Consider the following 24,883-nt stretch of genomic DNA (forward strand, 5'->3'; position numbering starts at 1 on the left):
GTGACGGGGACGGACGACGGCGTCGTCGACGGACGTGCCGACGACGGTGCGGTGTCCGACGACACCGACGCGGGGCCCGCCGACGCCGACGTGGCGTCCGGTGTGACGCCGCCGAGGCGAACCGCGACCGTGGAGACGGACCACGGCGACGCGGCGACGGCCGGCGTCGTCGCCGCGGCGGTGGCACCGGACAACACCGCCGACGTGGAGACGACGGTCGACGGCGGGACGGTACGGACCGTCTTACGCCGCGAGACGACCGGCGGGCTCCAGTCGTCGGTCGACGACTACGTCGTGAACCTCGAGACGGCGCGGGCCGTCGTCGCGGCGGTCGACGCCGAGACACGCGAGACGGATGAGGCGCACTCGGACGACACGGGGACGGAGACAGACACGAGGACGGACGCGGAGACGGCGACGAGTGGTACAGCGCGGACGACCGACACGCAGACAGACACACACGACACAGACACATGAGCGAACGATCAGTCTCACCACAGCGCCAGGGCAAGCGGTGGTACACGATCCTGGCACCGGAACAGTTCGACCGAGCGGAGTTGGGCGAAACACTCGCCGCGGAACCCGAAGACGTCGTCGGCCGCACCGTCGAGACGACGTTGGGCGACATCGACGGCGATCAGGGGCAGAACAACACGAAGCTCACGTTCAAGATCACGGACGTGGGCAGTGACTCGGCGTACACGGAGTTCGTCGAGCACGAGCTGACCCGCGACTACCTGCGCTCGCTGGTCCGCCGCGGCGCCTCGAAGATCAAGGCGGTCGTCACCGTCCGGACGACGGACGACTACCGCATCCGCGTCCAGCCGGTGGCGTTCACGACGAAGAAGGCCGACCGCTCCCAAGAGCAGGCCATCCGCCGGATCATGATCGACCTCGTCGAGGAGGCCGCCGAGGAGCGCGACTTCGAGGAGTTCGTCGACTCCGTCGTCGAGGGACGGCTCTCTTCGGCCGTCTACGGCGAGGGGAAGGAGGTCTACCCGCTGCGTCGCGCCGAAGTCCAGAAGCTGACGCTGGAGGCGCGCCCCGAGGAGATCGCCGCCGAGGAGGAGGCCTCGGCGGACGTCGCCGAGTGACGAGTCGGCGACAGCCAACGCGCGGCGACACTCGACGACCGACGACACCACGGCGGTGCGGTGACGCGCCGTGGCGTCGCGACCCGCGATCACTTCTTCGCGTCGATCCGAGAGTGACGACGCCGAGAGACGGTCGACAGGGCCAGTGTGCGCCCGACGAAGGCGGTGGGCGGTCGACAGAGCCAGTGTGCGCCCGACGAAGGCGGTGGGCGCTCGACAGAGCCAGTGTGCGCCCGACGAAGACGGTAGGCGCCCGACGGACCCGCCGGCCGCCCGACGACGGCCCGGCTCACCAGACTTCGGTCGCGGCGAACGGACCGAGCGCACCCGCGACGGCGGCGGCCAACGCGGCCTCGCGGTCCACACGCCCGCCGGTGACGACACCCGCAGCCCCGCGGTCGCGTGCGACGCCGGTCTCGTCGAGTTCGTCGTCCATCACCGGACCGAGCTCCTCCCCGTCGCGGACCCGCGTGGCGACCACCGGCGGCAGCGGGAGTGACGGCCCGGCGGCGACTTCGGTCCGCTCGCCGTCCGTGACGGCCGCCCACATCACGAGCCTCAGGTCGTCACCACCCGGCGGGGCGGCGTCGCCACTGTCGCCTCCCGCGGCTGCCACACCCCCCGTCTCGCCCGCCTCGGCGGCCGCGGTGACGGCGTCCGCGACCGGCGCCACCGCCTCGTCGGCGTCGACGACGCCACCCTCGATGCCGACGCCGAGGTCGTACTCGCCGGCCGCGAGTACCGCAGCGGCTCGCGTCACCGCCCCACGGCGCGTCTCCTCGTGGCCACGCGGCTGCTCGGAGACACCCGACGGGACCGGCTCCGTCTCGACGGTCGCCTCGACGCCGAACGCGTCGTGGTCGCTCGTCAGTGCTCGCTCCGTCGCAGCGCGTTTCACCGGGTTCCCCGACCCGACTCCGACGTGCATACACCCGACTCCGACGGCCACCGGCGAGAGTCTGACGACCGCGGAACCACACGTTCCGACCGGCGGCGGTTGCGTGTGGCCGCCGAGAGAACGGAATAATAATACTAACGGCCTCTCTGGGTGGCCTCTCGGTAGTATCACCGACGACTCGGCACGGCCACTCCGACCGATTTAACTGTCCGTCTCCAGAAGGTGATTCAGTACGGAAGAGCCTGGGGGGGTCGAGAGCGTGTCGTCACCCGGGCACCGGTGATCAACCATGACTGAGAGACGTTCGCTTCGTTCCCGGCGTCGGGACGAGGAGACGACGACCGAAGAGACGGAACAGGACGAGGGCCTGAACTGCCCGGAGTGCGGTGGGCAGGTCATCAACGACGAGGCACACGGCGAGAGCGTCTGTGCCGACTGTGGGCTCGTCGTCGAGGAGGACGACATCGACCGTGGGCCGGAGTGGCGCGCGTTCGACGCGAAGGAGAAAGACGAGAAGTCGCGTGTGGGTGCGCCGACGACGAACACGATGCACGACAAGGGTCTGTCGACCAACATCGACTGGCGCGACCAGGACGCCTACGGGCGGTCGCTCGACTCTCGCCAGCGCCAGAAGATGCGCCGCCTCCGCAAGTGGAACGAGCGGTTCCGGACCCGTGACTCCAAGGAACGGAACCTCAAGCAGGCACTCGGCGAGATCGACCGCATGGCGTCCGCGTTGGGCCTGCCGGAGAACGTCCGCGAGACCGCGAGCGTGATCTACCGTCGTGCACTCGACGAGGACTTGCTGCCGGGCCGGTCGATCGAGGGCGTCTCGACGGCGTGTACCTACGCCGCCGCCCGGATGGCCGACGTGCCGCGCTCGCTCGACGAGATCAGCGAGGTGTCCCGCGTCGGCAAAGACGAGGTCGCGCGGACGTACCGCTACGTCGTCCGCGAGCTGAAGCTCGAGGTCAAGCCCGCCGATCCCGAGAGCTACGTCCCGCGGTTCGCCTCCGACCTGGAGCTGTCCGACGAGACGGAACTGCGCGCGAAGGAACTGCTGGAGAACGCCAAGGAGAAGGGGATCCACTCCGGGAAGTCGCCCGTCGGACTGGCGGCCGCCGCGGTGTACGCCGCCGCGCTGTTGACCAACGAGAAGACGACGCAAGCCGCCGTCAGCGAGGTGGCCGACATCTCCGAGGTCACGATCCGCAATCGCTACCACGAACTGCTGGAAGCAGAGAGCGGCCTCGCAGCCTGAGCACCGACCGTCTTCACTCCTCGGGTGGCCCACGGCGCACGCCACCCCGAACGGCCAACTTCTCCGAACACCACCCGGAGACACACCCCGAAACGTCTTCAAGTGGTTCCGCCGTACGTGGTGTCATGACCGACTCAGCGGCCGACGCGGAGACGGAGACCGACGCCGATGCGGCCGACGCCGACACGGCGGGTGCCGAGACGGACGCCGACGAGGCGAACGCGGCGGCCGGCACCGCCGAGGCACAGGGGCCGGTGCAGATCACGCCACGTCTCGACGAGGCACTGGCCGAGAAGCGCGAGGACCTCTTCGAGGAGTTCGGCATCGCGGACGGGTTCCCGCCAGAGGTACTCGCGGAGGCCGAAGAACGCACCGAGGGCGTCGAGGCGGAGATCGAAGCCGAACTCGACGACCGGCAGGATCTCCGGGAGTTGACGACGTGGACGACCGACCCCGCGGACGCACAGGACTTCGACGACGCCATCAGCGTCCGCGACGAGGGCGAGGAGTACCACCTCTGGGTCCACATCGCCGACGTGAGCCACTACGTCCACCCGGACTCCGCGATGTGGCAGGAGGCCGTCGAGCGCGGCAACACGGTGTACCTCCCGGGGTACACCATCCACATGCTCCCGCCGGTGCTCGCCGAGACCGTCTGCTCGTTGGTCCCTCAGGAGGACCGGCTCGCACACACCGTCGAGATGCGACTCGACAAGGAGACGCTCTCCTTCGAGGAGTTGGACATCTACAAGTCCGTCATTCGCTCGGACGAGCGGCTGACGTACACGGACTGTGAGAACCGCTTGGAGGACCCCGAGGCTCCGCTCCACGAGGAGAACACGCTGGCGTTCGAGATCGCCGAACAGCTCCACGAACAGCGGAAGGCCGACGGCAGTCTCGTCTTGAACCCCTCGCGAGACCGCGCTCACACCATCATCGAGGAGTGTATGCTGAAGGCGAACAAGGCGGTCACGCACGAGCTCATGTGGGAACGCGGCGTCGAGGCGATGTACCGCGTCCACCCGCAGCCGACGCCGGACCAGTGGAACGACGCCCTCCGCGAGATCCAGGAGTTGAACGGCGTCTCCATCCCCGGCGACTCCTGGGACGACCCGCGGAAGGCCGTCAACGCCGCGATGGAGGAGGCGCCCGGCCGCGCGCTGAACAAGATCCAGCGGGCCGTGTTGAAGGTGATGCCGCGCGCGAAGTACATGAACGACCCCTTCGGCGGCCACCACGCCCTGAACTTCGACATCTACGGCCACTTCACCTCCCCCATCCGCCGGCTCTCGGACCTGATCAACCACTGGATCGTCCACACCAACGAGGTGCCCGAGGACCTCGTCGCGCTGTGTGACCGCGCCTCCGACCGCCAGAAGGACGCCGAGACGGCCGAACGGCTCTACAAAGAGCACATGGAGGAACTCGGGTTGGACCCGTACGCGGTGAACAATCGCGGCCTGGAGGTCGTCGACGACCCCGAGGAGGCGACCCACGAGGCTCCCGACACCCTCCCGAACTGACCGACGGCGGGCGGCCCGAGTACTTCTTCACTGGCCGAACGGTCTCGCCGTCGGACGCCGACGGACGGACGTGCGCGAGGACGCCGACGGGGGGACAGATGCGACGGCGCCGTCGCTGGCGGTGTCGCGTGTCGGAGAGTGAGTGGACACGGAGCGCCCTACTCGTAGAGCCAGGCTTCGTCGATCCGCTCGTAGTCGACCAGTTCCTCGTCGTCGAAGAACAGGTCGATCTCCCGTTCCCACGAGCCCTCGTCCTCGTGGTCGGAGCCGTGGATCACGTTGCGACCCAGGTCGAGCCCGTAGTCGCCACGGATCGTGCCGGGCGCGGACTCTGCCGGGTCCGTCTCGCCCATCATCTTGCGCACCTGCCGGACAGCGTCCTGACCCTCCCAGACCATCGCCATCACCGGACCGCTGGTGATGAAGTCGACGAGGTCCTCGAAGAAGGGCTTGTCCGCGTGTTCGCCGTAGTGGTCCTCGGCCAACTCGCGGTCGAGCTGGGTGAACTTCGCGGCGACGAGCTTCAGCCCGCGCTCCTCGAGACGGCCGATAATCTCGCCGATCAGCCCGCGCTGGACGCCGTCGGGCTTGACCATCACGAACGTCTGCTGTGTGTCACTCACGTGTGATCACTCCTCGTCCGTCCACTCCAGGTCGCGGGACTCGCGACCCAGGTCGGCGTTCTTCTCGCACTTGGCGGAACAGTAGTGCGTGATCCCTCCGTCGGTGGCGACGAACATCGTCCCGGTGCCGGGCTCGATGTCGTCACCGCAGTAGTCACAGTGTCGTTCCTGTGGCATCGTCACTGACCTCCGATGGAGTCCGCGTCGCGTTGGGTCTCGCGCAGCTGGAGCACGTCGCCCTGCTTGACCGGACCCAAGACGTTGCGGGTGATGATGCGACCCTGGTTGCCGCCCTCCTGGATCCGACACTTGACCTGCATGGCCTCACCGTGCATGCCGGTCTTGCCGACGATCTCGATCACTTCGGCGGACTGCGAGCCGTCGTCTCCTCCGTCTTCGGCGGACATCGTTCGTTACTGGAGTTCCTCGACTTTCGTTCCGATGTCCTCCACGTCGTCGGACGCGTCGCCCGCGTGGACGATGGCGGCCGCGGCCGAGCCGACCTCGAGGCCGGCGGCGTGGCCGACGTCGTCTTGCGTCTCGACGAACACGTAGGGGATCCCCTTCTCGTCGCAGAGTTCGGGGAGGTGCATGACGATCTCCTCCGGCTCGACGTCCTCGGCGACGTACACGAGGTCCGCGTTGCCGCGTTCGACCGCCTTCGTGGTCTCGTTGGTTCCCTTCTTGACTGTACCAGTGTCGCGGGCCACCTCGAGCGCGTCGAGGCTTCGGTCCGCGAGGTCTGCCGGGGTCTCGTAGTCGACGTAGACTGACATGGTTGCTGACTCCCGGGGGTGGCTCGACTTCCCCGCCGCTCGTCGGTCCCTACCGACGGAGAGGGTCACGGCCCCGCCCGGGTTGTACTACACCGGTTGGCCGGGTCGGGTTAAAAGACTGTTCGTCTCCAGAGACCCCTGTGAACCGTCGACACGGCCGTCGTCCGGCGGATCGAGCCGGTCGTCCGGGGACGTGTTGTGGACCCGGTCGGTACGTGTACGTGTCCTCCCGTGCGTCGACGGTGGACGGTGACGGTCGGTCGGACGCCTCGGATCACGCCACCGCAGACACGCTCGTCCGTATCGCGTACGTGTCACTCTCGATCCGTTAGACCGTCTCGTCCCCCAATGGTCTTAACTTTCTACATCACGTACATTGTCGCATGGAGAGAGAAACGAACGTCCACGGAGCGGGACTGGGGGAGACACTGGCGACCGCTCTCGGGGAGTGTTCGGGCGTGACGTACGTGATCGACCCGTGGGTCGGGTTCCTCGAGGCACTCGCGGCGGCGGGGCGGGAACACGACGCCGACCTCCCGGTGGTCCGCGTGTTGGCGCGAGCGGAGACGCTCCGCGCCGCACGCAAGGACTTCACCGTCGGGTCGAAGCTGGCGGACTTGGTCGAGGCGGGTGACGTGTCGCTCCGGGCGGCCGACGACGTGTCGGAGAGCACGCTGTTCACCGACGGCGACCGGTTGTTCGGTCCGGTGGCCGTCGGCGAGCACACTGGGGCGTTGCGGGAGACGGCGGAGTCGTTCGTCGGCGGTGTCTACGAGACGCTGGACGGCCAGTGGGCCGACGCGGAGTCGTTCGACCTCCGGACGCCCGGTCGGACCACGATCCGCGAGACGATGACCGACGAGTTCGGTGCCACCGCTCGCGAGGACTTCGAGACGGTCGTCGACGCCATCGAGGGTGATCGGAGTTCGCGCGAGCTCGACGAGGTGATCGTCTCGTTGTTGGTCGCCGCGAAGAACGAACTGCTGTTGTACGACGTCTCGAAGTGGGGCGAGGATCTCGGGGTCGCCTCGAAGGCGACGTTCTCTCGCCGGAAGAACGACCTCGAAGAGATGGACGTCGTCGAGACGGAGAAGTCGCCGACGGACGTGGGCCGGCCGCGGCAGCGACTCACGCTGGCCGACGACCGCCACCGGGACGCGGACGCCGACCAGTTGGCGGTTCTCGCACAGAACGTGTTGCACTGACGCGCAGGAGATCGAGTGACCGACGCGCGAGGACGCGGCGGAACGGGAGCGGACGAGCGGAAGGGGTAACAGGACCGCCGCGGTAGCCGAGGTATGGATCTCGATGCCGCGGTCGCGGCACTCCTCGCCGAGGCGCGGGCGACCGACCAGCGGCGACTCCTCGTCTGTCACGGCAACGAGTCGGCGTGTCGTGACGCGGTCGCGACGATCACGAGAACCGCCCGAGAGTCTACCACGCACGACGACGCGAGGGGGACGGGCAGTCACGACGACACAGGCGCGCACGACGATGTGGGAGAGCCGGACACGGTCGACATCGCGGCGATCACCGACGCCGACGGGGGTCCGCACGGAGTCGCGCGCTACGAACCACACGCGGCCGACGACCTCCTCGGGACGACACGCGACGTGATCGTGGTCGACGGGTTCTCCGGCGTCGAGCCGAACACTATCGGGCAGACGGTCGGCGCGGTGGCCGGCGGCGGGCTGTACGTGGTGGTCCTTCCCCCGCCAGAGGAGTGGGTCGACGCCGTCGACGACCTCCGCGAGCGGTTGACCGTCCCGCCGTTCGCGGAGACGGACGTGGGCGGCGCGTTCCGCGAACGACTGCTGGCGACGGTCGACGATCACCCCGGCGTGGCGGTGTACGACGCCGACGGAGACAGACTCCTGCGCGACGGGCTGACGGGGGAGACCACCGAACCGCCGCGGAGTTCCGGGACCCTCCCGCAGACGGCGGCGTTCCCGACGGCCGCCTACGAGGCGTGCCTGACCGCCGACCAGGGGAGCACGCTCCGCCGACTCGAACGACTCCGCGAGTCGGGCGAAGTCGTCGTCGTCGAGGCGGACCGCGGCCGTGGGAAGTCGAGCGTCGCCGGGCTGGCGGCGGGCTCGTTGGCCGCCGCGGGCGCGGACGTGGTCGTCACCGCCCCGAGCGTCGCGAACGCCGGGCCACTGTTCGAGCGGGCGGCCGAACTGCTCGACACGCTCGGACGAGAACGTGCGGGGGCCAGTGCAGACGGACGAGCGGGAGTGGAGAGTACCACACCGGACCCGATCGAGGGGATCGAGAGCGACGCGGGTGGGTCGGTCCGGTACGTCGCGCCGCCGGCGCTGGCCGAGACGATCTCGGAGACGGGGCCGGACGCCGTGATCGTCGACGAGGCGGCGGCGTTGCCGGTGGCACGGCTCGTGGAGACGCTCGCCGCCCCCGCCGTCGCGTTCGTCACCACGGTCCACGGCTACGAGGGGGCGGGTCGGGGGTTCGCGGTGCGGTTCCGCGACCGCCTCGCCGACGCCGACCACGACGTGACGGAGACACACCTCCGCGAGCCGATCCGGTACGCGCCGGACGATCCGCTTGAGTCGTGGGCGTTCCGCACGCTGGTGTTGGACGCCCGCCCGGCGGCCGACTCGCTGGTCGCCGACGCGAACCCGGAGACCGCGACGTACCACCGACTCGACACGGCCGCGCTGCGGCGCGACGAGCACCTGCTCCGGGAGGTGTTCGGCCTCCTCGTGCGAGCCCACTACCGCACGGAGCCGACGGATCTCGCGCGCCTGCTCGACGCGCCGAACCTCTCCGTCCACGCCCTGACCGTCGGCGGCAGCGGCGGCGACGGTGGCTCGGTGGGCGGCCAGCGCCGCCACCCCGGCGGCGTCACCGGCGGCTCGGAGGGTGGCGAGCGACACGATCGCGGCCACGTCGTCTCGGTGGCGCTCGTCGCCCGCGAGGGTGGCCTCTCGGCCGCCCGCCGCGACGCGATCTTCCGCGGGGAGCGGATCAGGGGGAACATGCTCCCGGACCTGCTCACCGGACAGCTCCGCGATCCGGACGCGGGGGCGCCGGTCGGCTACCGGGTGATGCGGATCGCCACCCACGAGGCGGCTCGCCGGTCCGGGTTCGGCTCGCGGTTGCTCGCGGAGCTGCGCGCCGACCTCGCGGACGGCCTCGACGACCGCCCGGGGTTCCCGCCGGCGGACTACCTCGGGACCGGGTTCGGCGCGACGCCGGGTGTCGTCGACTTCTGGCGGACGAACGGCTACCGGACCGTCCACCTCTCGACGACCCGCAACGACACGAGCGGCGAACACTCGGCGGTGTTGCTGCGTCCGGTGTCAGAGGCGGGTCGAGCACTGACCCGTCGCCACGCGGACGGGTTCCGCGACCGGATCGGCTCCGTGTTGGCGGACGGCCTCTCGAACGTCGACCCGGACGTGGTACGCGCGACGCTGCGGGCCTGTGACGCCGACCCGGCGCCGCTGGCGGAGTTGACGGACTACGAGTGGCGGATCGTCGTCGGGGCCGCTACGGGACCGGGGCTGTACGGGACGGACCCGCGACCGTTCCGCCGGCTCGCGGTCGCGGCGCTGCTGGGTGGCCCCCGGAGACGGGGAGCCGCCGACGGAAGCGACGACACTGGAGAGACGGCGAGCCCGCTCTCGGCGCGCGAAGAGCGCCTCCTCGTGCGGAAGGTGCTCCAGGCGCGGCCCTGGGACGACGTGGCCGCGGCGTTGGAGTACGTCTCGACCGGCGAGTGTATGCGCGCCCTCGGCGAGGCGTACGTCGCCGTCGTGGACGCTCTCGGCGGTGAGACCGCACGGCGCGAGCGAGAACGGTACGAGTGAGGGAGTGACGACCGGAACTCGTGGCCCACTCCCGGCACTCGCGCCCCACGCCCCGACGACACGTCTCCTCACGACACGACGGGCTGTCGCCTCACGATACCACAGACTCGAGAACACGAGCGACGGCGAGTGCACGCTCGTCGGTGCCAGCCTCCGTGACCACCTGCACGCCGACCGGCTGGCCGTCGACGCGGCCGGCGGGCACCGTCACCGCCGGCTGCCCGGTGCAGTCGAACGGTGCGGTGTTCGCCAACAGGTCCGAGACGGTGTACGGCGTGTCGTCGCCGTCTCCCACGGCGCCGAACCGCAGCGGGGGTGTCGGGGCGGTCGGTGTGACGAGCGCGTCGGCGTCCGCGAGGAGCCGTCGCGTCCGCTCGGTCAGCCGCTCGCGGAACCGCCAGGCCGCGGCGTACGACTCGGGAGCCTCCGCGCGGAGTCCCCGGCCGATGGCCAACAGTCGTCGGACGCGCTCGGGGAACCGCCGTTCGGGGAACGCCGCGAGTGCGGCTCGCAGCGATGGTGTCTGTGCGGCCGTCCCGCCCGGCACTCGTCCGTCCACGACGGCCGCGAACTCCGGCAGCGTGTGGAGTTGGTTCGCGAACTCGGCGTCGGCGTGCTCCGGGAACGGCTCGCGGTCGACGGTCACCCCGTGCTCGCCGAGTCGCGACAGCGTCGCCTCGAACCGGTCGGTCACACCCGGCTCGGCGACCGCGAGGACCGACTCCGGCACGACGACCGCCAGGTCGGCCGGATCGAGGTCCGGGAGCGGGCCGAGCGGTGTCGCGCCGGCTGTCGTCGGTCGTCGCGGATCTGCGCCGGAGACCTCCCGGAGCACCCGCGCGGTGGTCGCCACGTCCGACGCGAGCACCCCGACGTGGTCCAGCGTCGGCGCGAGGTCCGCGACGCCGGTCCGCGGGACGCGGTCGACGGTGGGTTTGATCCCGACCACCCCGCAGAACGCCGCCGGGACGCGGACGCTGCCGCCGGTGTCCGTCCCGACCGCGGCGTCGACCGCGCCGGCTGCGACCGCCGCTGCCGACCCGCTGGAGGAGCCACCGGGGACGTGTCCCGGCGCTTCGGGGTTCTCCGTTCGCCCGCGTGCGGACGACTCGCCCGTGGCGCCCATCGCGGCGGCGTCCATCCGCGTGGTCCCGCGCAGGGTCGCCCCCGCGGCACGGAGCCGGCGGACGACGGTCGCGTCTCGCGTCGGGGCCCAGTCGAGGCCGTCGAGTCCCAACTGGTGGGTCACACCCGCGACGGCGACGTTGTCCTTCACGGCCACCGCGAGCCCGGCGAGTGGCCCGGTCTCCGCCGCCGGCGCGTCCGCGATTCGCGTCGCGTACACCCCGTACTCGTCGGTCCAGTCCCGAGATCCGCTCGCGTGGGTCTCGTCCGAGACCGGTGTGACCGACGGGAACCGGGTGGTCGCGGCGCTCGGGGCAGCCGATCCGTCTCCTCCGTCGTCTCTCAGCGACGCCGCACGTTCGGCGAGCGCGGCGACGAGCCCGGACACGTCCCCCTCGTCGCTATCCGACTCGTCGACACGACCCTCTCCGTCGCCGTCCACACGACCCTTTCCGTCGCCGCCTCCGTCGCCGGAGCCACCTCCGTGGTCGGTCACGACAACCCCAGGATCTCCCGCGCCTCGGCGGTCGACGCGACCGGGCGGCCGAGTTCCTCGGCGATCCGCACCGCCCGCGCCACCAACTGCTCGTTGCTCGCGTACTCCCCCTCGCGGTAGTAGAGGTTGTCTTCGAGCCCCACGCGGACGTGGCCGCCGAGCAGGACCGACAGTGTCGTCAGTGGGAGTTGGTGGCGTCCGAAGCCGAGCACGTGGAACTCGACCCCCTCGGGGAGGTGCGAGACGCTTCCGAGGACGGAGCGAGGCGTCGGCGGCGCGGTCGTCCCGGGGCCGAACACCAGCGTCAGCGACGGCGGCGACTGGAACTCGTCGAGCACCGACAGCGCCTCGTTCAGGTGGCCGTCGTTGAACACCTCCAACTCCGGTTTGATCCCCCGTTCGCGCATCTCGGCGTGGAGCCCAGCCACCGTGTCGCGGGTGTTCTCGGCCGTGAGCCGGTCGTAGCGGTTCAGCGGGCCCAGGTCCAGACTCGCCATCTCCGGCGCTGGGTCCGTCCGCAGCGGCTCGGCGCGTACCGCCGGCGGCGCGCCGGTGCCGCCGGTCGAGTGCTGGACGATCACGTCGTCCGTCGCCTCGCGGACGGCGTCCGTCACCGCCTGGAACCGCTCCGTCGCGAAGGCTCGTTCCCCGCTCTCGCGGCGCGCGTGGAGGTGGACGACGCTCGCGCCGGCCGCCTCGCAGGCGGCCGCGGCGGCACCGATCTCCGCCGGCGTCTCCGGCAGCTCCGGGTGTGCCTCCTTCCCCTGGATGCCGCCGGTGAGCGCCGCCGTGACGATCACCGGCTCGCCGGCGAGGTAGTCGTCGTACGTCACGACTCCTCCGCGCCCGAATTCTCCGTTCCCGACCTCTTCGAGTCGTCTCCGCCACCCGGCGCCTCCGCGCCGGACTCGTCCCACGCGAGTCCGTGGTGGTCGCGGTAGAACTCGCAGTCGGCCGCGGGCGAGAGGCCGTACCGCTCGTTGCACACGTCCGCGCGCATCGGCTGGACGAACCGCCCGACGACGGTACAGTACGCCCGTTCCGTGTCGAAGTCGTGGTCCGCGTCGCTCTCGCGATACGACAGGTGTGGACAGGCCATGTGACACACTGTCGTGGCGGCGGCTTAACCGTACCCGCGGCGGCGAACGCGACCGGGACCGGGGAGCGGGGAGCGAGCAGCCGACCCGGCCGACCTCACCCGACGTACTCCTCGTCGAGCACGTAGGCGCCGTCGTCGTCTTCCACGAGGTACTCCCCGTAGTACGGCACCCGCTCGGCGACCGTCTCGCGGAACGTCTCGCGGATCTCCGGCTTCGTCATCTCGCCCATCGAGCGGAGGTCGTCGTTGCGGTTGAGACACCCCTTCAGGTACCCCTCGTGGGTGACGCGCACTCGGCCGCAGTTCGCACAGAACGTCTCGTTCTCGACCGGGTCGACGATCTCGACCATCCCACCGTCGACCCAGTAGCGCCGCCGGTCGTGCATCGAGCGGCGCTCCACGCGGTCCGCGATCTCAGCGAGCCAGTCGTGAACCCGGTCGATGTCGACGTTCCACTCCGGCCGCCCGGTCAACTCCGGCATGTACTCGATCAACTGGAGTTGGAGCCCGTCCGTCTCGGCGACGTGTTCGACCATCCCCTCGACGTACCCGGCCGTGTGTTCGAAGACGACCATGTTCAACTTCACCGGGTCGAGACCGGCTTCGACCGCACACCGTACCCCCTCCAACACCTCCTCGTAGGCGCCGGACTGGGTCACCGCGGCGAACGTCTCCGGGTCCAGCGCGTCCTGTGAGACGTTCACCCTGTCGAGACCGGCGTCCACCAGATCGGGCGCACGACCGGGGAGGAACGTCCCGTTCGTCGTCAGCGAGGTCTCCATCCCGTCGGGTGTCCGCCGGACGATCTCTTCTAGATCCTCGCGCAACATCGGCTCCCCGCCGGTGAACTTCACGGAGTCGACGCCGAACTCGGCGGCGACTTCGAGGAACCGCACCACGTCGTCGGTGTCCATCTCGTCGTCGCGGGCCGCCATCGGACCGCGCGTGTCGCCCAGTCCCTCGTTGTGGCAGTAGACACAGTCGAAGTTACACCGGTCGGTGAGCGACACGCGCACCCCCGTCACCTCGCGACCGAAGTCGTCCGACAGCGGCGCAGACACGTCCCGACGTACCCGAGCGGCACACTTCAACTCGTGGGTCCAGTGCGGTGGTGTGTAACGACCGCCGGTTACGCCGAGTCGGGCAGCGAGCGGTTCGAGGGTTCCACACGCGGCCGGTCGCGGGGCGTGGTGAGAAATCCTTATTCGCGCCAGGGACCGACTGTGGGTATGAACGTGACGGAGACCGCGGTGCGCGAGCGGCTCGGCGAGGTGACGGACCCGGATCTGGGTGACGACCTCGTCTCGCTGGGGCTCGTGAACGCGGTCGAGGTGGACGACGAGGCGGGCGTCGTGCGGGTCTCGTTGGCGCTCGGGGCACCGTACGCACCGACGGAGACGGAGATCGCCGGCGACGTGCGCGCGGCCCTCGACGACCTCTCGTACGAGGTGGATCTCTCGGCGAGCGTGCCGACGACGCTGTCGGCCGACGAACAGGTGTTGCCGGGCGTCCAGAACGTGATCGCCGTCGCCTCTGGGAAAGGCGGCGTCGGGAAGTCGACGGTGGCGGTGAACCTCGCGGCGGGACTCTCGCAGTTGGGTGCCCGCGTCGGGCTGTTCGACGCGGACGTGTACGGGCCGAACGTCCCGCGGATGATCGACGCCGACGAGCGGCCGCGCGCGACGGAAGACGAGACGATCATCCCCCCGGAACAGCACGGCGTCCGGCTGATCTCGATGGCGTTCCTCGTCGGCGAGGACGACCCGGTGATCTGGCGTGGGCCGATGGTCCACAAGCTGCTCACCCAACTCGTCGAGGACGTGCGCTGGGGGGAGTTGGACTACCTCGTCTTGGACCTCCCGCCCGGGACGGGCGACACGCAGCTGACGATCCTCCAGACGCTCCCGCTGACGGGCGCGGTGATCGTCACCACCCCACAGGAGGTCGCCGTCGACGACGCACGCAAGGGGTTACGGATGTTCGGGAAACACGAGACGAACGTGTTGGGGATCGTCGAGAACATGTCGGGGTTCCAGTGTCCGGACTGCGGCTCGCGCCACGACGTGTTCGACAGCGGCGGCGGCGAGGCGTTCGCGGCGGCCAACGACCTCCCGTTCCTCGGCGGCGTCCCGCTGGACCCGGCGGTGCGGACGGGGGGCGACGACGGCGCACCGGTGGTCCTCGAGGAGCACTCGGAGACGGCCGACGCCTTCCGCGTCGTGACGGAGAACGTCGCCAACAACGCCGGACTCGTGAACCGCCGCGAGGTGAGCACGAACGGCGCGATCACGCCCGACGGGAACCTGGGTGGCGAGCCGGGTGCCGGCGATCCCCACGCCGGCGGCGGCCACGACCACGCGGCGGGTGGCCACGATCACACCGACGGGCACGGTCACCACGGCCACTGACCGCGGTTCGGGGTCACGCGGACGGGCACGGGCACCACGGCCACTGACCGCGGTTCGAAGTCACGCGGACGGGCACGGGCACCACGGCCACTGACCGCGGTTCGAAGTCACGCGAACGGGCACGGTCACCACGGCGACCGAACGCAGTTCGAGGACGTACCACGACAGCGACACGCGGCTGGTTCACATGTGAACCCCGCAGTATTTGCCGGGCGACCCGATGGACACAGTCGTACATGAGCGACCGCGTGACACGACGACAGGCACTGACAGCGATGGGCGCAGCGGGCGTCACCGGACTGGCCGGGTGTACGGGCGGGAGTAGTACGGGATCGAGCGACGACGCCTCGGGGACGGTGACGGTCGGCATCCTCCAACCGGTGTCGGGAGACCTGAAGTACTACGGCGCACAGTCGCTGTACGGGTTCTACTCCGGACTGGCACACAAGTCCGGCGACGACCCGATCGGCGACGCCTCGACGGGCGAGAAGACCGTCGAGATGGGCGACGTGACGTACGACCTCGTCGTCCGAGACTCGAAGTTCTCCGCCGACACGGCACAGACGGTGGCGACGAACCTCGTCACGGACGACGAGGTAGACATCCTGTTCGGGTGTGCCTCCTCGGGGGCCGCCGACCGCGTCATCAAACAGGTGGTCAAACAGACGGACACGCCGTACCTCGTCGGTCCGGCGGCGTCGGCGTCGATCACACGCTCCAGCGAGACGTGTGACCAGCGTGTGTTCCGCGCCTCCGAGAACACGGCGATGGACGCCCGATCCGGCGGCACCTACGTCGCCAACGAGACGGACGTGTCGAAGGTGTACCTCTTCGGCGCGGACTACTCGTTCGGCCGTGCGGTCGTGAACAACTACCAGACCGTACTGGAGAACAACGGCGTGGAGATCGTCGGGCGCAAGTTCGTCCCGCGTGGATACAGTAAGTGGGACGGCCTGCTCTCGAACGCCGAGGAGGCGGGCGCGGAGGGGATCGTCGGCGGGTTCACCGTCGCGACGCTGCCGAACCTGTTCACCGCGTTCCTGCAGGGCGACTACTCCTACCGGCTGTTCGGTGGGTTGGCGACGCGGATCACCAACGCGGTCGTCGGGCAGATCCTCCAGAAGGTGTTGGGCAAGCCGCTCACGCAGGAGAAACTCGACGGCGTGAAGGCGGGGCCGTTCACGACGCGGTACCACTGGAACCAGTACGACAACGAGATCAACGAGTCGTTCGTCGACACCTACACCTCGACGTACGGCACCGTGCCGGACCTGTTCACGTCCGGGACGTTCACCGCGGCCTCCGCGCTCGTGCAGGCGGTCGAGGAGAGCGGCTCGACGGCGCCGGACGACATCGTCGACCAGTTGACCGGGATGACGGTCGCGGAGACGCCGAAGGGTGCGGACGGCTACACGTTCCAGGAGTTCAACAACCAGGCGCGCTCGTCGATGACGGTCGCCGGCGTCGAGCCGACGGCCGACGAGTGGGCCGACAACTGGGCGGCCGCGATCCAGCCGACGGCACCGCTGTCGACCGTCGCCGGCGACCAGGCGACGATCCCAGAGAGCGACGTGGACTGTTCGCTGTAGGATGCTCAGGACACGCGGTCTCACCAAGCGGTTCGGTGGCCTGACCGCGGTCGACGACGTGGACTTCGAGCTCGGCGCCGACGAGCTGTGTTCGCTCATCGGTCCGAACGGCGCCGGGAAGACGACCTTCTTCGACCTCCTGACGGGGACGCTCGCCCCGTCCGCGGGTGTCGTCGAGGTCGCCACGGAGTCCGCGGGGTCGGCCGCGTACGCCGACGGCGGCACCGTCGCCGAGGGGAACGGCGGCGCGACTGCCGAGAGCGACGCGACCGACGGGCGCGCGACCGACGGCGGCGTGGAAGCGGCGCCCCCGGGAGCCGAGTGGACGGACGTGACGGACGCGGCGCCACACGAGACGGCGGCGATGGGCGTCCACCGGTCGTACCAGATCACCAACGTGTTCCCGACGAGTACGGTGTTGGAGAACGTCCGCGTCGCGGCGCAGGCGGCGGGGCCGGACGCGGCCAACGTCTGGCGCAACGCCGGGCAACTGGACCGCTACCGCGAGGAGGCGGCCGAGATCCTCGACCGGGTCGGGCTCGCCGCGCGGGCACACGAACCCGCGTCGGCGCTGTCACACGGCGCCAAGCGGAAACTCGAAGTCGCCATCGCGCTGGCGGGCGACCCGGACGTGCTCCTGTTGGACGAGCCGAACGCGGGCGTCTCCTCGGAGAGCGTCGACGAGATCGTCGCCTTGATCGAGGACGTGGCGACGGATCACGCCGTTCTGCTGGTCGAACACAACATGGACATCGTGATGAACGTCTCCGATCGCGTCGTCGTCCTCAACCAGGGGTCGGTGATCGCCGACGGACCACCCGAGGCGGTGCGTGGCGACGAGGCGGTCCAACGCGCGTACCTCGGCGGCTACGGCGAAGACGACGCCGGAGGTGCGTCGCCGTGAGCGACGACACTGTGGAAGACACGACGCCGGACGGCGACCCGCTGTTGTCCGTCGACGGCGTCCACAGCTACTACGGCGACAGCCACGTCCTCGAAGGGGTCGACCTGGAGGTCCACGAGGGCGAGGTGGTCGCGTTGATCGGGCGCAACGGCGTCGGGAAGACGACGACGCTGCGGTCGATCCTCCAGCTCACGCCGCCACGCGAGGGGTCGATCACCTACCGCGGGGAGGAACTCGTCGGGCTGGAGACCCACGAGGTCGCAGAACGCGGTGTCGGGTGGGTCCCCGAGGACCGGCGCGTCTTCTCGCAGTTGACCGTCGCCGAGAACGTCCGGGCGGCCGTGCCGGACGGCGGCGACGTAGAGGAGGCACTCGACCGGGTGTACGAGCGGTTCCCGGATCTGGGCGACCGCCAGAACGCGAACGCGGGTGACCTCTCCGGCGGCCAACAGCAGATGCTCGCCGTCGCCCGCGGGCTGGTCGGCGACAACGACCTGCTGTTGGTGGACGAACCATCCGAGGGACTCGCCCCGATGATCGTCGAGGCGGTCGCGGAGGCGCTGACCGACGCCGCCGAGGAGGCGACCGTGTTGCTCGTCGAACAGAACCTGCCGCTGGCACTCGACCTGGCGGACCGCTTCTACGTGGTCGATCACGGCACCGTCGTCGACAGCGGCGACGCCGACGCGGTGTCGGCCGACTCCGACCGACTCAGGAGGTACCTCTCTGCATGACACCACTCACACTCGCGCCGCTGTTGTTGGACGCCGTCGGCGAGTTCCTGCGCCCGTCGACGCTGGCCGGTATCGCGCTGGAGGGGTTGTCGCTGGCGGCGTTGTACGTGATGATCACCGCCGGGCTGACGCTGATCTTCGGGCTCATGGGCGTGTTGAACTTCGCCCACGGTGCCCTGACGATGATCGGCGCGTACCTCGGCGGGCTGGTGACGGTGTTGCTCGTCGGCACCGGGGCGGGCGACCCGCTGCGGTTCGCGGCGTTCTTCCTCGCGGTGTTGGTCACCTTCGGTGCGCTCGCCGCGCTCGGCGGCGCGATGGAGGTGTCGTTGATCCGGCCGATCTACGACCGCCCGCCGCTGTACCAGATCCTGCTCACCTTCGGGGTGACGCTGATCCTGGAGGAACTCGCGCGGATCGTCCTGCTGTTCTACGGGATCCAGCCGATCTCGGACTGGCAGGAGGCACTGAGCACGCGCCCGGCGGTGTTGGGCGAGAGCCTCGCGCTGGGGAGCGTCTCCGTCGACGGACTCGCGCTGTTCGAGATCCTGTTCGGCGTGCTCACCGTCGCCGGTGTCTGGGCGTTCCTGACACGGACGCGGTACGGGCTGTACGTCCGTGCGGGCAGCGAGGACGGCGAGATGCTGTCGGCGCTGGGCGTGAACGTCCGACGCGTGTTCACCGTCGTCTTCGCGCTCGGGACCGGACTCGCCGGCGTCGCGGGCGTGTTGTTGGCGTGGGACGCCAACTGGGCGGCGTCGGTGCCGCTGGCGGCGGAGACGCTGTTGCCGGCGTTCGTCGTCGTCATCGTCGGCGGTCTCGGCACGTTCCGCGGGACGGTCGTCGCGGCGCTGCTGGTCGGGCTGACCGACGCGACGATGACGTGGTGGTTCCAGAACCACGTCGCGTTCACCGGGCTGCCGGAGATCACCGTCTTCCTCGTGTTGGTCGTGATGTTGATCGTGCGTCCACAGGGGCTGTTCGGCGTCTCGGAGGTGGGGGGCCATTAGCGACCCCGATCGACCCGGCGACGACGCGACGGCTGCGCCGGGTGAGGACGGAGCGGCGACTGCGCCGGGTGAGGACGGAGCGGCGACTGCGCCGGACGAGGCCGATCGAGCCGCCACGGACGGCGGGACGGCGACCTCGGACGCGGGCGAGGCCGTCGCCAGCGAGTCGGGCGCGGCGGCGATCCTCGACGACGGGACGGAGCCGTGGTACAGACAGTACGCCCGCGAGCACCGGGTGCACCTGCTGACGATCCTGGCGCTGGCGGCGTACCCACCGCTGTACAAGCTGCTGGTGAACTCGCCGCTCTCGGGTGAGTTCGTCGCCGTGTTGCCGGAGGTGGAGGCGATGATCGCGGTGTTGTACTTCGGGCTGTTCGCGATGTCGTTCGACTTCATCTCCGGGTACACCGGCTACCTCTCGTTCGGCCACGCGGCCTTCTACGGGACGGGTGCGTACCTCACCGTCCTCGTCGCGAACGGGAAACTCGCGGTTACCCTCCCGGTGGTCGGGACCGTCCTCGGCTCACAGACATCGTTCATGGTGTTGTTGCTGCTCGCGGGGTTGTTCGCGGCGCTGTTGGCACTCGTCATCGGGAGTGTCTCCTTCCGGCTCTCGGGGGTGTACTTCGCGATGATCACCCTCGGGTTCTCGCAGGTGCTGTACGTGTTCGTCCGCGACTGGGACTTCGTGAGTTCTGCGCCGCGGGACGGCGTCGCCGTCACCGGTCGCACGAGCGGGTTCCAGATCGGCGTCCCGTTCGTCGACCAACTCAACCTCGCGGTCGGCGTGTTGGCCGGCGACGAGGTGGCGCTGTTGGGCGAGGCGATCACGTTCTCGACGACGGACGTGTCCTACTACATGATCGGCGTCGTCGTGCTCGTCTCGTACTTCGTCATGCAGCGACTCGTCCACTCCCCGTTCGGCCGTGTGATGATCGCCATCCGCGAGAACGAGGAGCGCGCCCGTGCCATCGGCTACGACACGTACCGCTACAAGCTGGGTGCGTTCGCGATCTCCGGGTTCTTCGGCGGGGTCGCCGGCGCGCTGTTCGCGGCGTTCCGCCGGTCGGTGACGCCGGAGAACGGCTTCTACTTCCTCGTCGCCGGGGACGCGCTGTTGGCGTCGATCATCGGCGGCTTCGGCACGCTGGTCGGGCCGCTGTACGGCCGCCTGTTCGACGAGACCGTCCGCGAGTTCCTCTCGAAGTCCGGCTCCGGCGGCGGGCTGCTCCCGTGGCTACGTGCCACCGTCCCGGAGGGGGTTCTGCAGATGGACCTCGTCGGCGGTGTCACCGTCGCCGAGGCAATCGACACGTTCCTCAACGGCCACGCAGAGTTGTACGTCGGGATCATGTTCGTCCTGTTCGTGTTGTACGTCCCGAACGGTCTGCTCGGCACGCTGCGTGACCGCGCCGGCGGGACGCTGGCGACGGCCGGCATCCCCGCGCTCCGGAGGTGGTTCCGGTGAGCGACACGACCGACGCAACCGACACGTCCGACGCGACCGGCGGGAGCGACGCGACAGACGCGACCGACACGGCCGACGCCGCCGAGCAGCGCACTGGCCGGTCGGTCCACCTGACCGGGTTGGCGACGTACGTCCCCGACGAGACGATCACCGGCGCTGAGATCGCCGCCCAGAGCGGCATCCCCGAAGACGTAGTGGTCGAGAAGATGGGCGTCCGGGAGAAGCGCGTCTGCCCGCCGGACGACGACCACGTCACGGACATGTGCGTGACGGCGGGCGAGCGGGCGCTGGCGGACGCCGACCTCGACGCCTCGGCGCTGGACCTGGTGTTGTTCCACGGCAGCGAGTACAAGGACCACGTCGTCTGGTCGGCCGCCGCCGACGTGTGCGAACGCCTCGGCGCGGAGAACGCCTACGCACACGAGTCGTACACACTGTGTGCCGGTGCGCCGATCGCGATGCGACACACGGCCGCGCAGCTGCGGATCGGCGACGTGGACCGCGCGCTGCTGGTGACTGCCTCCCGCGAGGAGGATCTAGTCGACTACGAGAACGAGGACAGTTCGTTCATGTTCAACTTCGGGTCGGGCGGTGCCGCCGTCGTGTTGGAGGCCGACGGGACGACGGCTCCCGAGGACTCCGACTCGCCACCCGTCGCGGAGCGGGCGCGGGCGACGGTACGCGCGTCCGCGGCGGAGACGGACGGGAGCTTCGCACACGACGTGGTGATGCCGGCGGGTGGCTCCGTCGAGCCGCCCAGCGAGGAGACCGTCCGCGAGGGGCGACACACACTCGACGTGCCGGACCCCGACGGGATGAAGGAGCGACTCGCGGACGTGAGCGCGCCGGCGTTCTGCGCCGTCGCCGACGACGCGCTGGCGGCGTCGGGGTACGACCGCGCGGACCTGGACTTCGTCGCCCTGACCCACATGAAGCGGTCGTTCCACGACTACCTCACCGACGAACTCGGCGTGGGCGAGGGCCACCACTACCTCGACGAGTACGGGCACGTCCAGAGCGTCGACCAGGCACTCGCCGTCGAGGCGGGGCTCGACGAGGGGACGCTCTCGGCGGGGGACGTGGTGTTGTTCCTCGCCGCCGGCACGGGGTACACCTGGAGCGCGACCGTGCTGGAGTGGACCGGCTGACGCGTCGCTCTGGGTGACAGTTCTCCGACGGAGGTGGACCGCTCGACCCTGGCCGGCGACACCCTCGTCGGGCGCGAGCCTTACGACGCCGGCCCACCACCGTCGAGTCGGATGGACACAGACGCCTTCAGCTTCGAGTACACGCCGGCGGCGATCGAGTACGGCCGCGGGCGGGCGGCGGACCTCGGCGACGTGGTCCGGCGACACGGCGGCGACCGCGCGCTCGTCGTCTGCGGCCACAACACGGGCGCCAACGACGCGTTGATGACGCCGATCGACGAGGGGCTCGGCCAGACACACGTCGACAGCTACGTCGGGACGACGCCGGACAAACGCCTCGAGACGGCCGCCGCGGTGGCGGCGCGCGCCGAGGAGACGGACGCCGACGTGTTCGTCCCCGTCGGTGGTGGGTCGAGTCTCGACGTGGCGACGGTCGCGAGCGTGCTCCGGGCGGGCGACCGGGCGCTCGCCGAGGTACGCGAGACGGTCGCCGAGACGGGCGGAATTCCGCTGCCCGACGACACGGACCGACTCACGCCGCTCGTGCCGGTGCCGACGACGCTGGCCGGTGCGGACCTCTCGACACTGGCGGGGATCACCGTCGAACTCGACGACCGGGTCGTCGCCACCGGCGTCGGCGACCCGGCACTGATGCCGGCGGCGGTGCTGTACGATCCCGCGCTGTTCGAGACGACACCACGGCGCGTGCTCGCCGGCTCGGCGATGAACGGCTTCGACAAGGCGCTGGAGTCGACGTACGCGGCCAACGGGACACCGCTCACGGACGCGACCGCACGGCGTGCCGTCGCCTACCTCGACGACGGGCTGTCGCGGCTGTTCGGAGACGGCGACGAGCCGTCGGCGTCGAGCGACCGGACGGACCGGGACGACGACGCGGACCGGTACGACTCCGACGCCGTCGACCGCGCCGTCGCGGGGGTCGTCCTCGCACAGTACGGAATCTCGCGCCCGGACGGCACGACGTTGAACGTCCTCCACGCGTTCGGTCACGCGCTGCGGGACACCTTCGGGGTCCAGCAGGGTGTCGGCCACGCCGTGATCGCACCGGCGGCGTTGCGTGCGATGACCGACGCGGGTGTCGACCTCGACCCACTGGTCGACGCCTTCGGCGTGGCGGACGTGACCGCCGTCGTCGAGCGCGTCGAGACGATCCGCGCGGCGCTCGACCTCCCGACGGAGATCCGGACGGTGACGGCGTTCGACGCCCCCGCGGACGACGAGCGGGTCGCCGCCGCGCTCGACGAGGCCGCCGCGGCGACGGCCGCCGACTCGCTGGCCGCCAACGCGCCACCCGCGCTGGATCTCGACGCGGCGACGGCCCGACGCGTCCTCGAGGCCGCTTGGTGACGCGACGGCGTCGCCACGACACGACGAGGGTCGATCGCTGCGAGGACGGAGCGACCGAGCGTCGTGTCTCGCGGCGACGCGACTGGTCCGCAACCTTTTTTGGAAATGTTACTAGACAGTTGTCGGTACGAATGGGCGACCGGGTATCCGGAGGTACGTACAGGAGGACAAACAGTTGTTACAACACTTACAACCCTTCTTCCGAGCGGTAGATAGAAACACCGTGACCCCGAGAGAGTCTGACATGCGGGAGCGCGCGGAGTCACCGGTCGCTCCGACGAGCGTGCTGTACGTCGACAGCGACGCGGACTTCGCGCAGTTGGTGGAACGGTCGCTGACGCGGCTCGACCCGACCGTGTCGGTTCGTCACGTCGAGTCGGCAGACGCGGCGTTCGACGCCATCGGGGACAGCGACGACCCCGCGTTCGACTGTGTCGTGTCGGCGTACACGCTCGCTCGGCGGGACGCGGTGTCGTTCCTGGAGTCGTTCCGCGTCGAGTTTCCGGATCTCCCGTTCGTGTTGTTCACCGGGGCGGGCAGCGAGTCCGTCGCGGCCGACGCCATCGCCGCGGGAGTCAGCGCGTACGTCCCCGTCAGAGCCGGCGAGAACAACTTCGAGTTGCTCGCCCAGCGAATCTGGTCGGTGACACAGGGGTACCGAGCCAAACGCCGCGCGGAGGCGACCGCGACGGAGCTGCGACGCGCCTACCAGCGGACGGCGGAGGGTGTCGTGGCACTGGACCCGGAGGACAGGGTCGTGTTCGCGAACGACCGGTTCGGCGACTACTACGACGTGGACCGCGACCGGATCGCGGGCGAACGACTGTGGCGCGTCGTGCCGTCGATGGCGGAGACTGTCGTGGAGTCGGCCTGTCGCCGAGTCGGGGAGACGCGCGAACCGGAGACCGTGACTACCGAGGGACCGGAGGGGGTCCCGTCCCGTGTTCGCGTGTTCCCGGACGAGGACGGTGGCGTGATCTGTTACGTCCACCGGCCGGACGACGAGACGACGCTGAAACGCCGCGACTGTCTGGCGGCCGTCGCCGACGGCGTCGGGACACCGGCACTGATCGCCGACGGCGACGGGGAGGTCGTCTTCGCCAACGAGGCGGCGACGCGACGACTCGGCGTCACGGCGGACCCGGGAGACGGCTCCGGTCCGGGGGTCGGTGCCGTCGTCGCGGAACCGGACGCCGACCGGGTGGCGTCGGCGGTCCAGACCGTCGTCGGGCGAGCACGGGGGGACGGCGGGGTCCGGGGCCACGACGGCCCGTCGCGCCCGGCGGACGGCGGAACGACCGGGTCGCGTGTGGTCGAGACCGTCGGCCTCCCCGGGACCGACACGACCGCGGACCTCCGCGTCAAACCGGTGACGGTGTTGACGGACCCCACCGCCTTGATCGTCGTCGCGGGTGTCGACGAGTCCGCGGGGTGACGCGCCTCTCGGCCGACCCGTGGAGACGTGAACACAACCTCTGCGGAAACACGCCAGGGCGAGCACACTCTCTACGGCCCCACCAGAACGC

The 24,883-nt window shown here is 70.1% G+C and carries 24 protein-coding genes; 15 read left to right on the forward strand and 9 right to left on the reverse strand.

Annotated elements, in window-relative coordinates; genetic code table 11:
• Together RYH80_RS00005 and RYH80_RS00010 are read left to right on the forward strand one after the other, a co-directional pair.
• On the forward strand, nucleotides 1-477 hold a 477-nt coding region (locus RYH80_RS00005), incomplete at its 5' end, for a KEOPS complex subunit Pcc1 (protein WP_370901809.1).
• Entirely contained in the window at nucleotides 474-1,094 is a 621-nt protein-coding gene (locus RYH80_RS00010) for a 30S ribosomal protein S3ae (RefSeq protein ID WP_370901810.1), read from the forward strand. The genes RYH80_RS00005 and RYH80_RS00010, both read left to right, overlap by 4 nt.
• 289 nt (nucleotides 1,095-1,383) lie before the next feature.
• Here RYH80_RS00010 and RYH80_RS00015 read toward each other — a convergent pair whose 3' ends face one another.
• Complete coding sequence (locus RYH80_RS00015; protein WP_370901811.1) at nucleotides 1,384-2,022, reverse strand: DUF84 family protein; 639 nt, start codon at nucleotides 2,020-2,022, stop codon at nucleotides 1,384-1,386.
• Between the two features lie 259 nt (nucleotides 2,023-2,281).
• On the opposite strand from RYH80_RS00015, the gene RYH80_RS00020 reads away from it, so the two are divergent.
• Both RYH80_RS00020 and RYH80_RS00025 read left to right on the forward strand, forming a co-directional pair.
• Entirely contained in the window at nucleotides 2,282-3,253 is a 972-nt protein-coding gene (locus tag RYH80_RS00020) for a transcription initiation factor IIB (RefSeq protein WP_370901812.1), read from the forward strand.
• A gap of 125 nt (nucleotides 3,254-3,378) precedes the next feature.
• A complete protein-coding gene (locus RYH80_RS00025) occupies nucleotides 3,379-4,776 on the forward strand; it encodes an RNB domain-containing ribonuclease (protein ID WP_370901813.1) in 1,398 nt (465 codons plus the stop codon).
• A 158-nt stretch (nucleotides 4,777-4,934) separates the two neighbouring features.
• Here the strand turns inward: RYH80_RS00025 and ndk are convergent, their stop codons facing one another.
• The 4 genes from ndk to rpl7ae are packed head-to-tail and all read right to left on the reverse strand — an operon-like array spanning nucleotide 4,935 to nucleotide 6,175.
• Complete coding sequence (ndk, locus tag RYH80_RS00030) at nucleotides 4,935-5,399, reverse strand: nucleoside-diphosphate kinase (RefSeq protein WP_370901814.1); 465 nt, start codon at nucleotides 5,397-5,399, stop codon at nucleotides 4,935-4,937.
• A gap of 6 nt (nucleotides 5,400-5,405) precedes the next feature.
• Nucleotides 5,406-5,576 (reverse strand): 50S ribosomal protein L24e, encoded by a 171-nt coding sequence (locus RYH80_RS00035; RefSeq protein WP_370901815.1) that lies wholly within the window; start codon nucleotides 5,574-5,576, stop codon nucleotides 5,406-5,408.
• Nucleotides 5,577-5,578: 2 nt separating this feature from the next.
• Complete coding sequence (locus RYH80_RS00040) at nucleotides 5,579-5,806, reverse strand: 30S ribosomal protein S28e (RefSeq protein ID WP_370901816.1); 228 nt, start codon at nucleotides 5,804-5,806, stop codon at nucleotides 5,579-5,581.
• Nucleotides 5,807-5,812: 6 nt separating this feature from the next.
• Nucleotides 5,813-6,175, reverse strand: coding sequence for a 50S ribosomal protein L7Ae (gene rpl7ae, locus RYH80_RS00045; RefSeq protein WP_370904612.1), 363 nt, complete (start codon nucleotides 6,173-6,175; stop codon nucleotides 5,813-5,815).
• 383 nt (nucleotides 6,176-6,558) lie between these two features.
• Between rpl7ae and RYH80_RS00050 the strand changes: the two genes are divergently transcribed.
• Together RYH80_RS00050 and RYH80_RS00055 are read left to right on the forward strand one after the other, a co-directional pair.
• On the forward strand, nucleotides 6,559-7,380 hold the full coding sequence (locus RYH80_RS00050; protein WP_370901817.1) for a transcriptional regulator TbsP domain-containing protein: 822 nt from the start codon (nucleotides 6,559-6,561) through the stop codon (nucleotides 7,378-7,380).
• A 93-nt stretch (nucleotides 7,381-7,473) separates the two neighbouring features.
• Nucleotides 7,474-10,008, forward strand: a complete 2,535-nt coding sequence (locus tag RYH80_RS00055) for a tRNA(Met) cytidine acetyltransferase TmcA domain-containing protein (RefSeq protein ID WP_370901818.1) — start codon at nucleotides 7,474-7,476, stop codon at nucleotides 10,006-10,008.
• 91 nt (nucleotides 10,009-10,099) lie between these two features.
• On the opposite strand, the gene RYH80_RS00060 is transcribed toward RYH80_RS00055, so the two are convergent.
• The 4 genes from RYH80_RS00060 to moaA all read right to left on the reverse strand — a co-directional run bounded on the left by RYH80_RS00060 (nucleotide 10,100) and on the right by moaA (nucleotide 13,789).
• Nucleotides 10,100-11,629, reverse strand: a complete 1,530-nt coding sequence (locus RYH80_RS00060; protein ID WP_370901819.1) for an amidase — start codon at nucleotides 11,627-11,629, stop codon at nucleotides 10,100-10,102.
• Entirely contained in the window at nucleotides 11,626-12,462 is an 837-nt protein-coding gene (locus RYH80_RS00065) for a beta-keto acid cleavage family enzyme (RefSeq protein WP_370901820.1), read from the reverse strand. The genes RYH80_RS00060 and RYH80_RS00065 overlap by 4 nt, the downstream gene beginning before the upstream one ends.
• Complete coding sequence (locus RYH80_RS00070) at nucleotides 12,459-12,728, reverse strand: hypothetical protein (protein ID WP_370901821.1); 270 nt, start codon at nucleotides 12,726-12,728, stop codon at nucleotides 12,459-12,461. Before RYH80_RS00070 ends, RYH80_RS00065 begins: the two co-directional genes overlap by 4 nt.
• Before the next feature lie 95 nt (nucleotides 12,729-12,823).
• The gene (gene moaA / locus RYH80_RS00075) at nucleotides 12,824-13,789 is read right to left on the reverse strand and encodes a GTP 3',8-cyclase MoaA (protein WP_370901822.1); all 966 of its coding nucleotides are present in this window, start codon (nucleotides 13,787-13,789) and stop codon (nucleotides 12,824-12,826) included.
• A gap of 174 nt (nucleotides 13,790-13,963) precedes the next feature.
• Between moaA and RYH80_RS00080 the strand changes: the two genes are divergently transcribed.
• The 9 genes from RYH80_RS00080 to RYH80_RS00120 all read left to right on the forward strand — a co-directional run bounded on the left by RYH80_RS00080 (nucleotide 13,964) and on the right by RYH80_RS00120 (nucleotide 24,792).
• Nucleotides 13,964-15,136 carry an Mrp/NBP35 family ATP-binding protein gene (locus tag RYH80_RS00080; RefSeq protein WP_370904613.1) on the forward strand — a complete coding sequence of 391 codons (1,173 nt, stop codon included), beginning with the start codon at nucleotides 13,964-13,966 and terminating at the stop codon, nucleotides 15,134-15,136.
• Nucleotides 15,137-15,372: 236 nt separating this feature from the next.
• Entirely contained in the window at nucleotides 15,373-16,725 is a 1,353-nt protein-coding gene (locus RYH80_RS00085; RefSeq protein WP_370901823.1) for an ABC transporter substrate-binding protein, read from the forward strand.
• 1 nt (nucleotide 16,726) lies between these two features.
• On the forward strand, nucleotides 16,727-17,629 hold the full coding sequence (locus RYH80_RS00090) for an ABC transporter ATP-binding protein (RefSeq protein WP_370901824.1): 903 nt from the start codon (nucleotides 16,727-16,729) through the stop codon (nucleotides 17,627-17,629).
• A complete protein-coding gene (locus RYH80_RS00095; protein WP_370901825.1) occupies nucleotides 17,626-18,363 on the forward strand; it encodes an ABC transporter ATP-binding protein in 738 nt (245 codons plus the stop codon). Before RYH80_RS00090 ends, RYH80_RS00095 begins: the two co-directional genes overlap by 4 nt.
• Entirely contained in the window at nucleotides 18,360-19,373 is a 1,014-nt protein-coding gene (locus tag RYH80_RS00100; RefSeq protein WP_370901826.1) for a branched-chain amino acid ABC transporter permease, read from the forward strand. Before RYH80_RS00095 ends, RYH80_RS00100 begins: the two co-directional genes overlap by 4 nt.
• Before the next feature lie 277 nt (nucleotides 19,374-19,650).
• The gene (locus tag RYH80_RS00105) at nucleotides 19,651-20,841 is read left to right on the forward strand and encodes a branched-chain amino acid ABC transporter permease (RefSeq protein ID WP_370904614.1); all 1,191 of its coding nucleotides are present in this window, start codon (nucleotides 19,651-19,653) and stop codon (nucleotides 20,839-20,841) included.
• Nucleotides 20,842-20,951: 110 nt separating this feature from the next.
• Complete coding sequence (locus RYH80_RS00110; protein ID WP_370904615.1) at nucleotides 20,952-21,989, forward strand: 3-oxoacyl-ACP synthase; 1,038 nt, start codon at nucleotides 20,952-20,954, stop codon at nucleotides 21,987-21,989.
• A gap of 111 nt (nucleotides 21,990-22,100) precedes the next feature.
• The gene (locus RYH80_RS00115) at nucleotides 22,101-23,357 is read left to right on the forward strand and encodes an iron-containing alcohol dehydrogenase (protein ID WP_370901827.1); all 1,257 of its coding nucleotides are present in this window, start codon (nucleotides 22,101-22,103) and stop codon (nucleotides 23,355-23,357) included.
• Between the two features lie 244 nt (nucleotides 23,358-23,601).
• Entirely contained in the window at nucleotides 23,602-24,792 is a 1,191-nt protein-coding gene (locus RYH80_RS00120; RefSeq protein ID WP_370901828.1) for a PAS domain-containing protein, read from the forward strand.
• Nucleotides 24,793-24,883: the final 91 nt, after the last annotated feature.

The sequence above is a fragment of the Halobaculum sp. MBLA0147 genome (assembly GCF_041361345.1).
Classification (GTDB): Archaea; Halobacteriota; Halobacteria; order Halobacteriales; family Haloferacaceae; genus JAHENP01.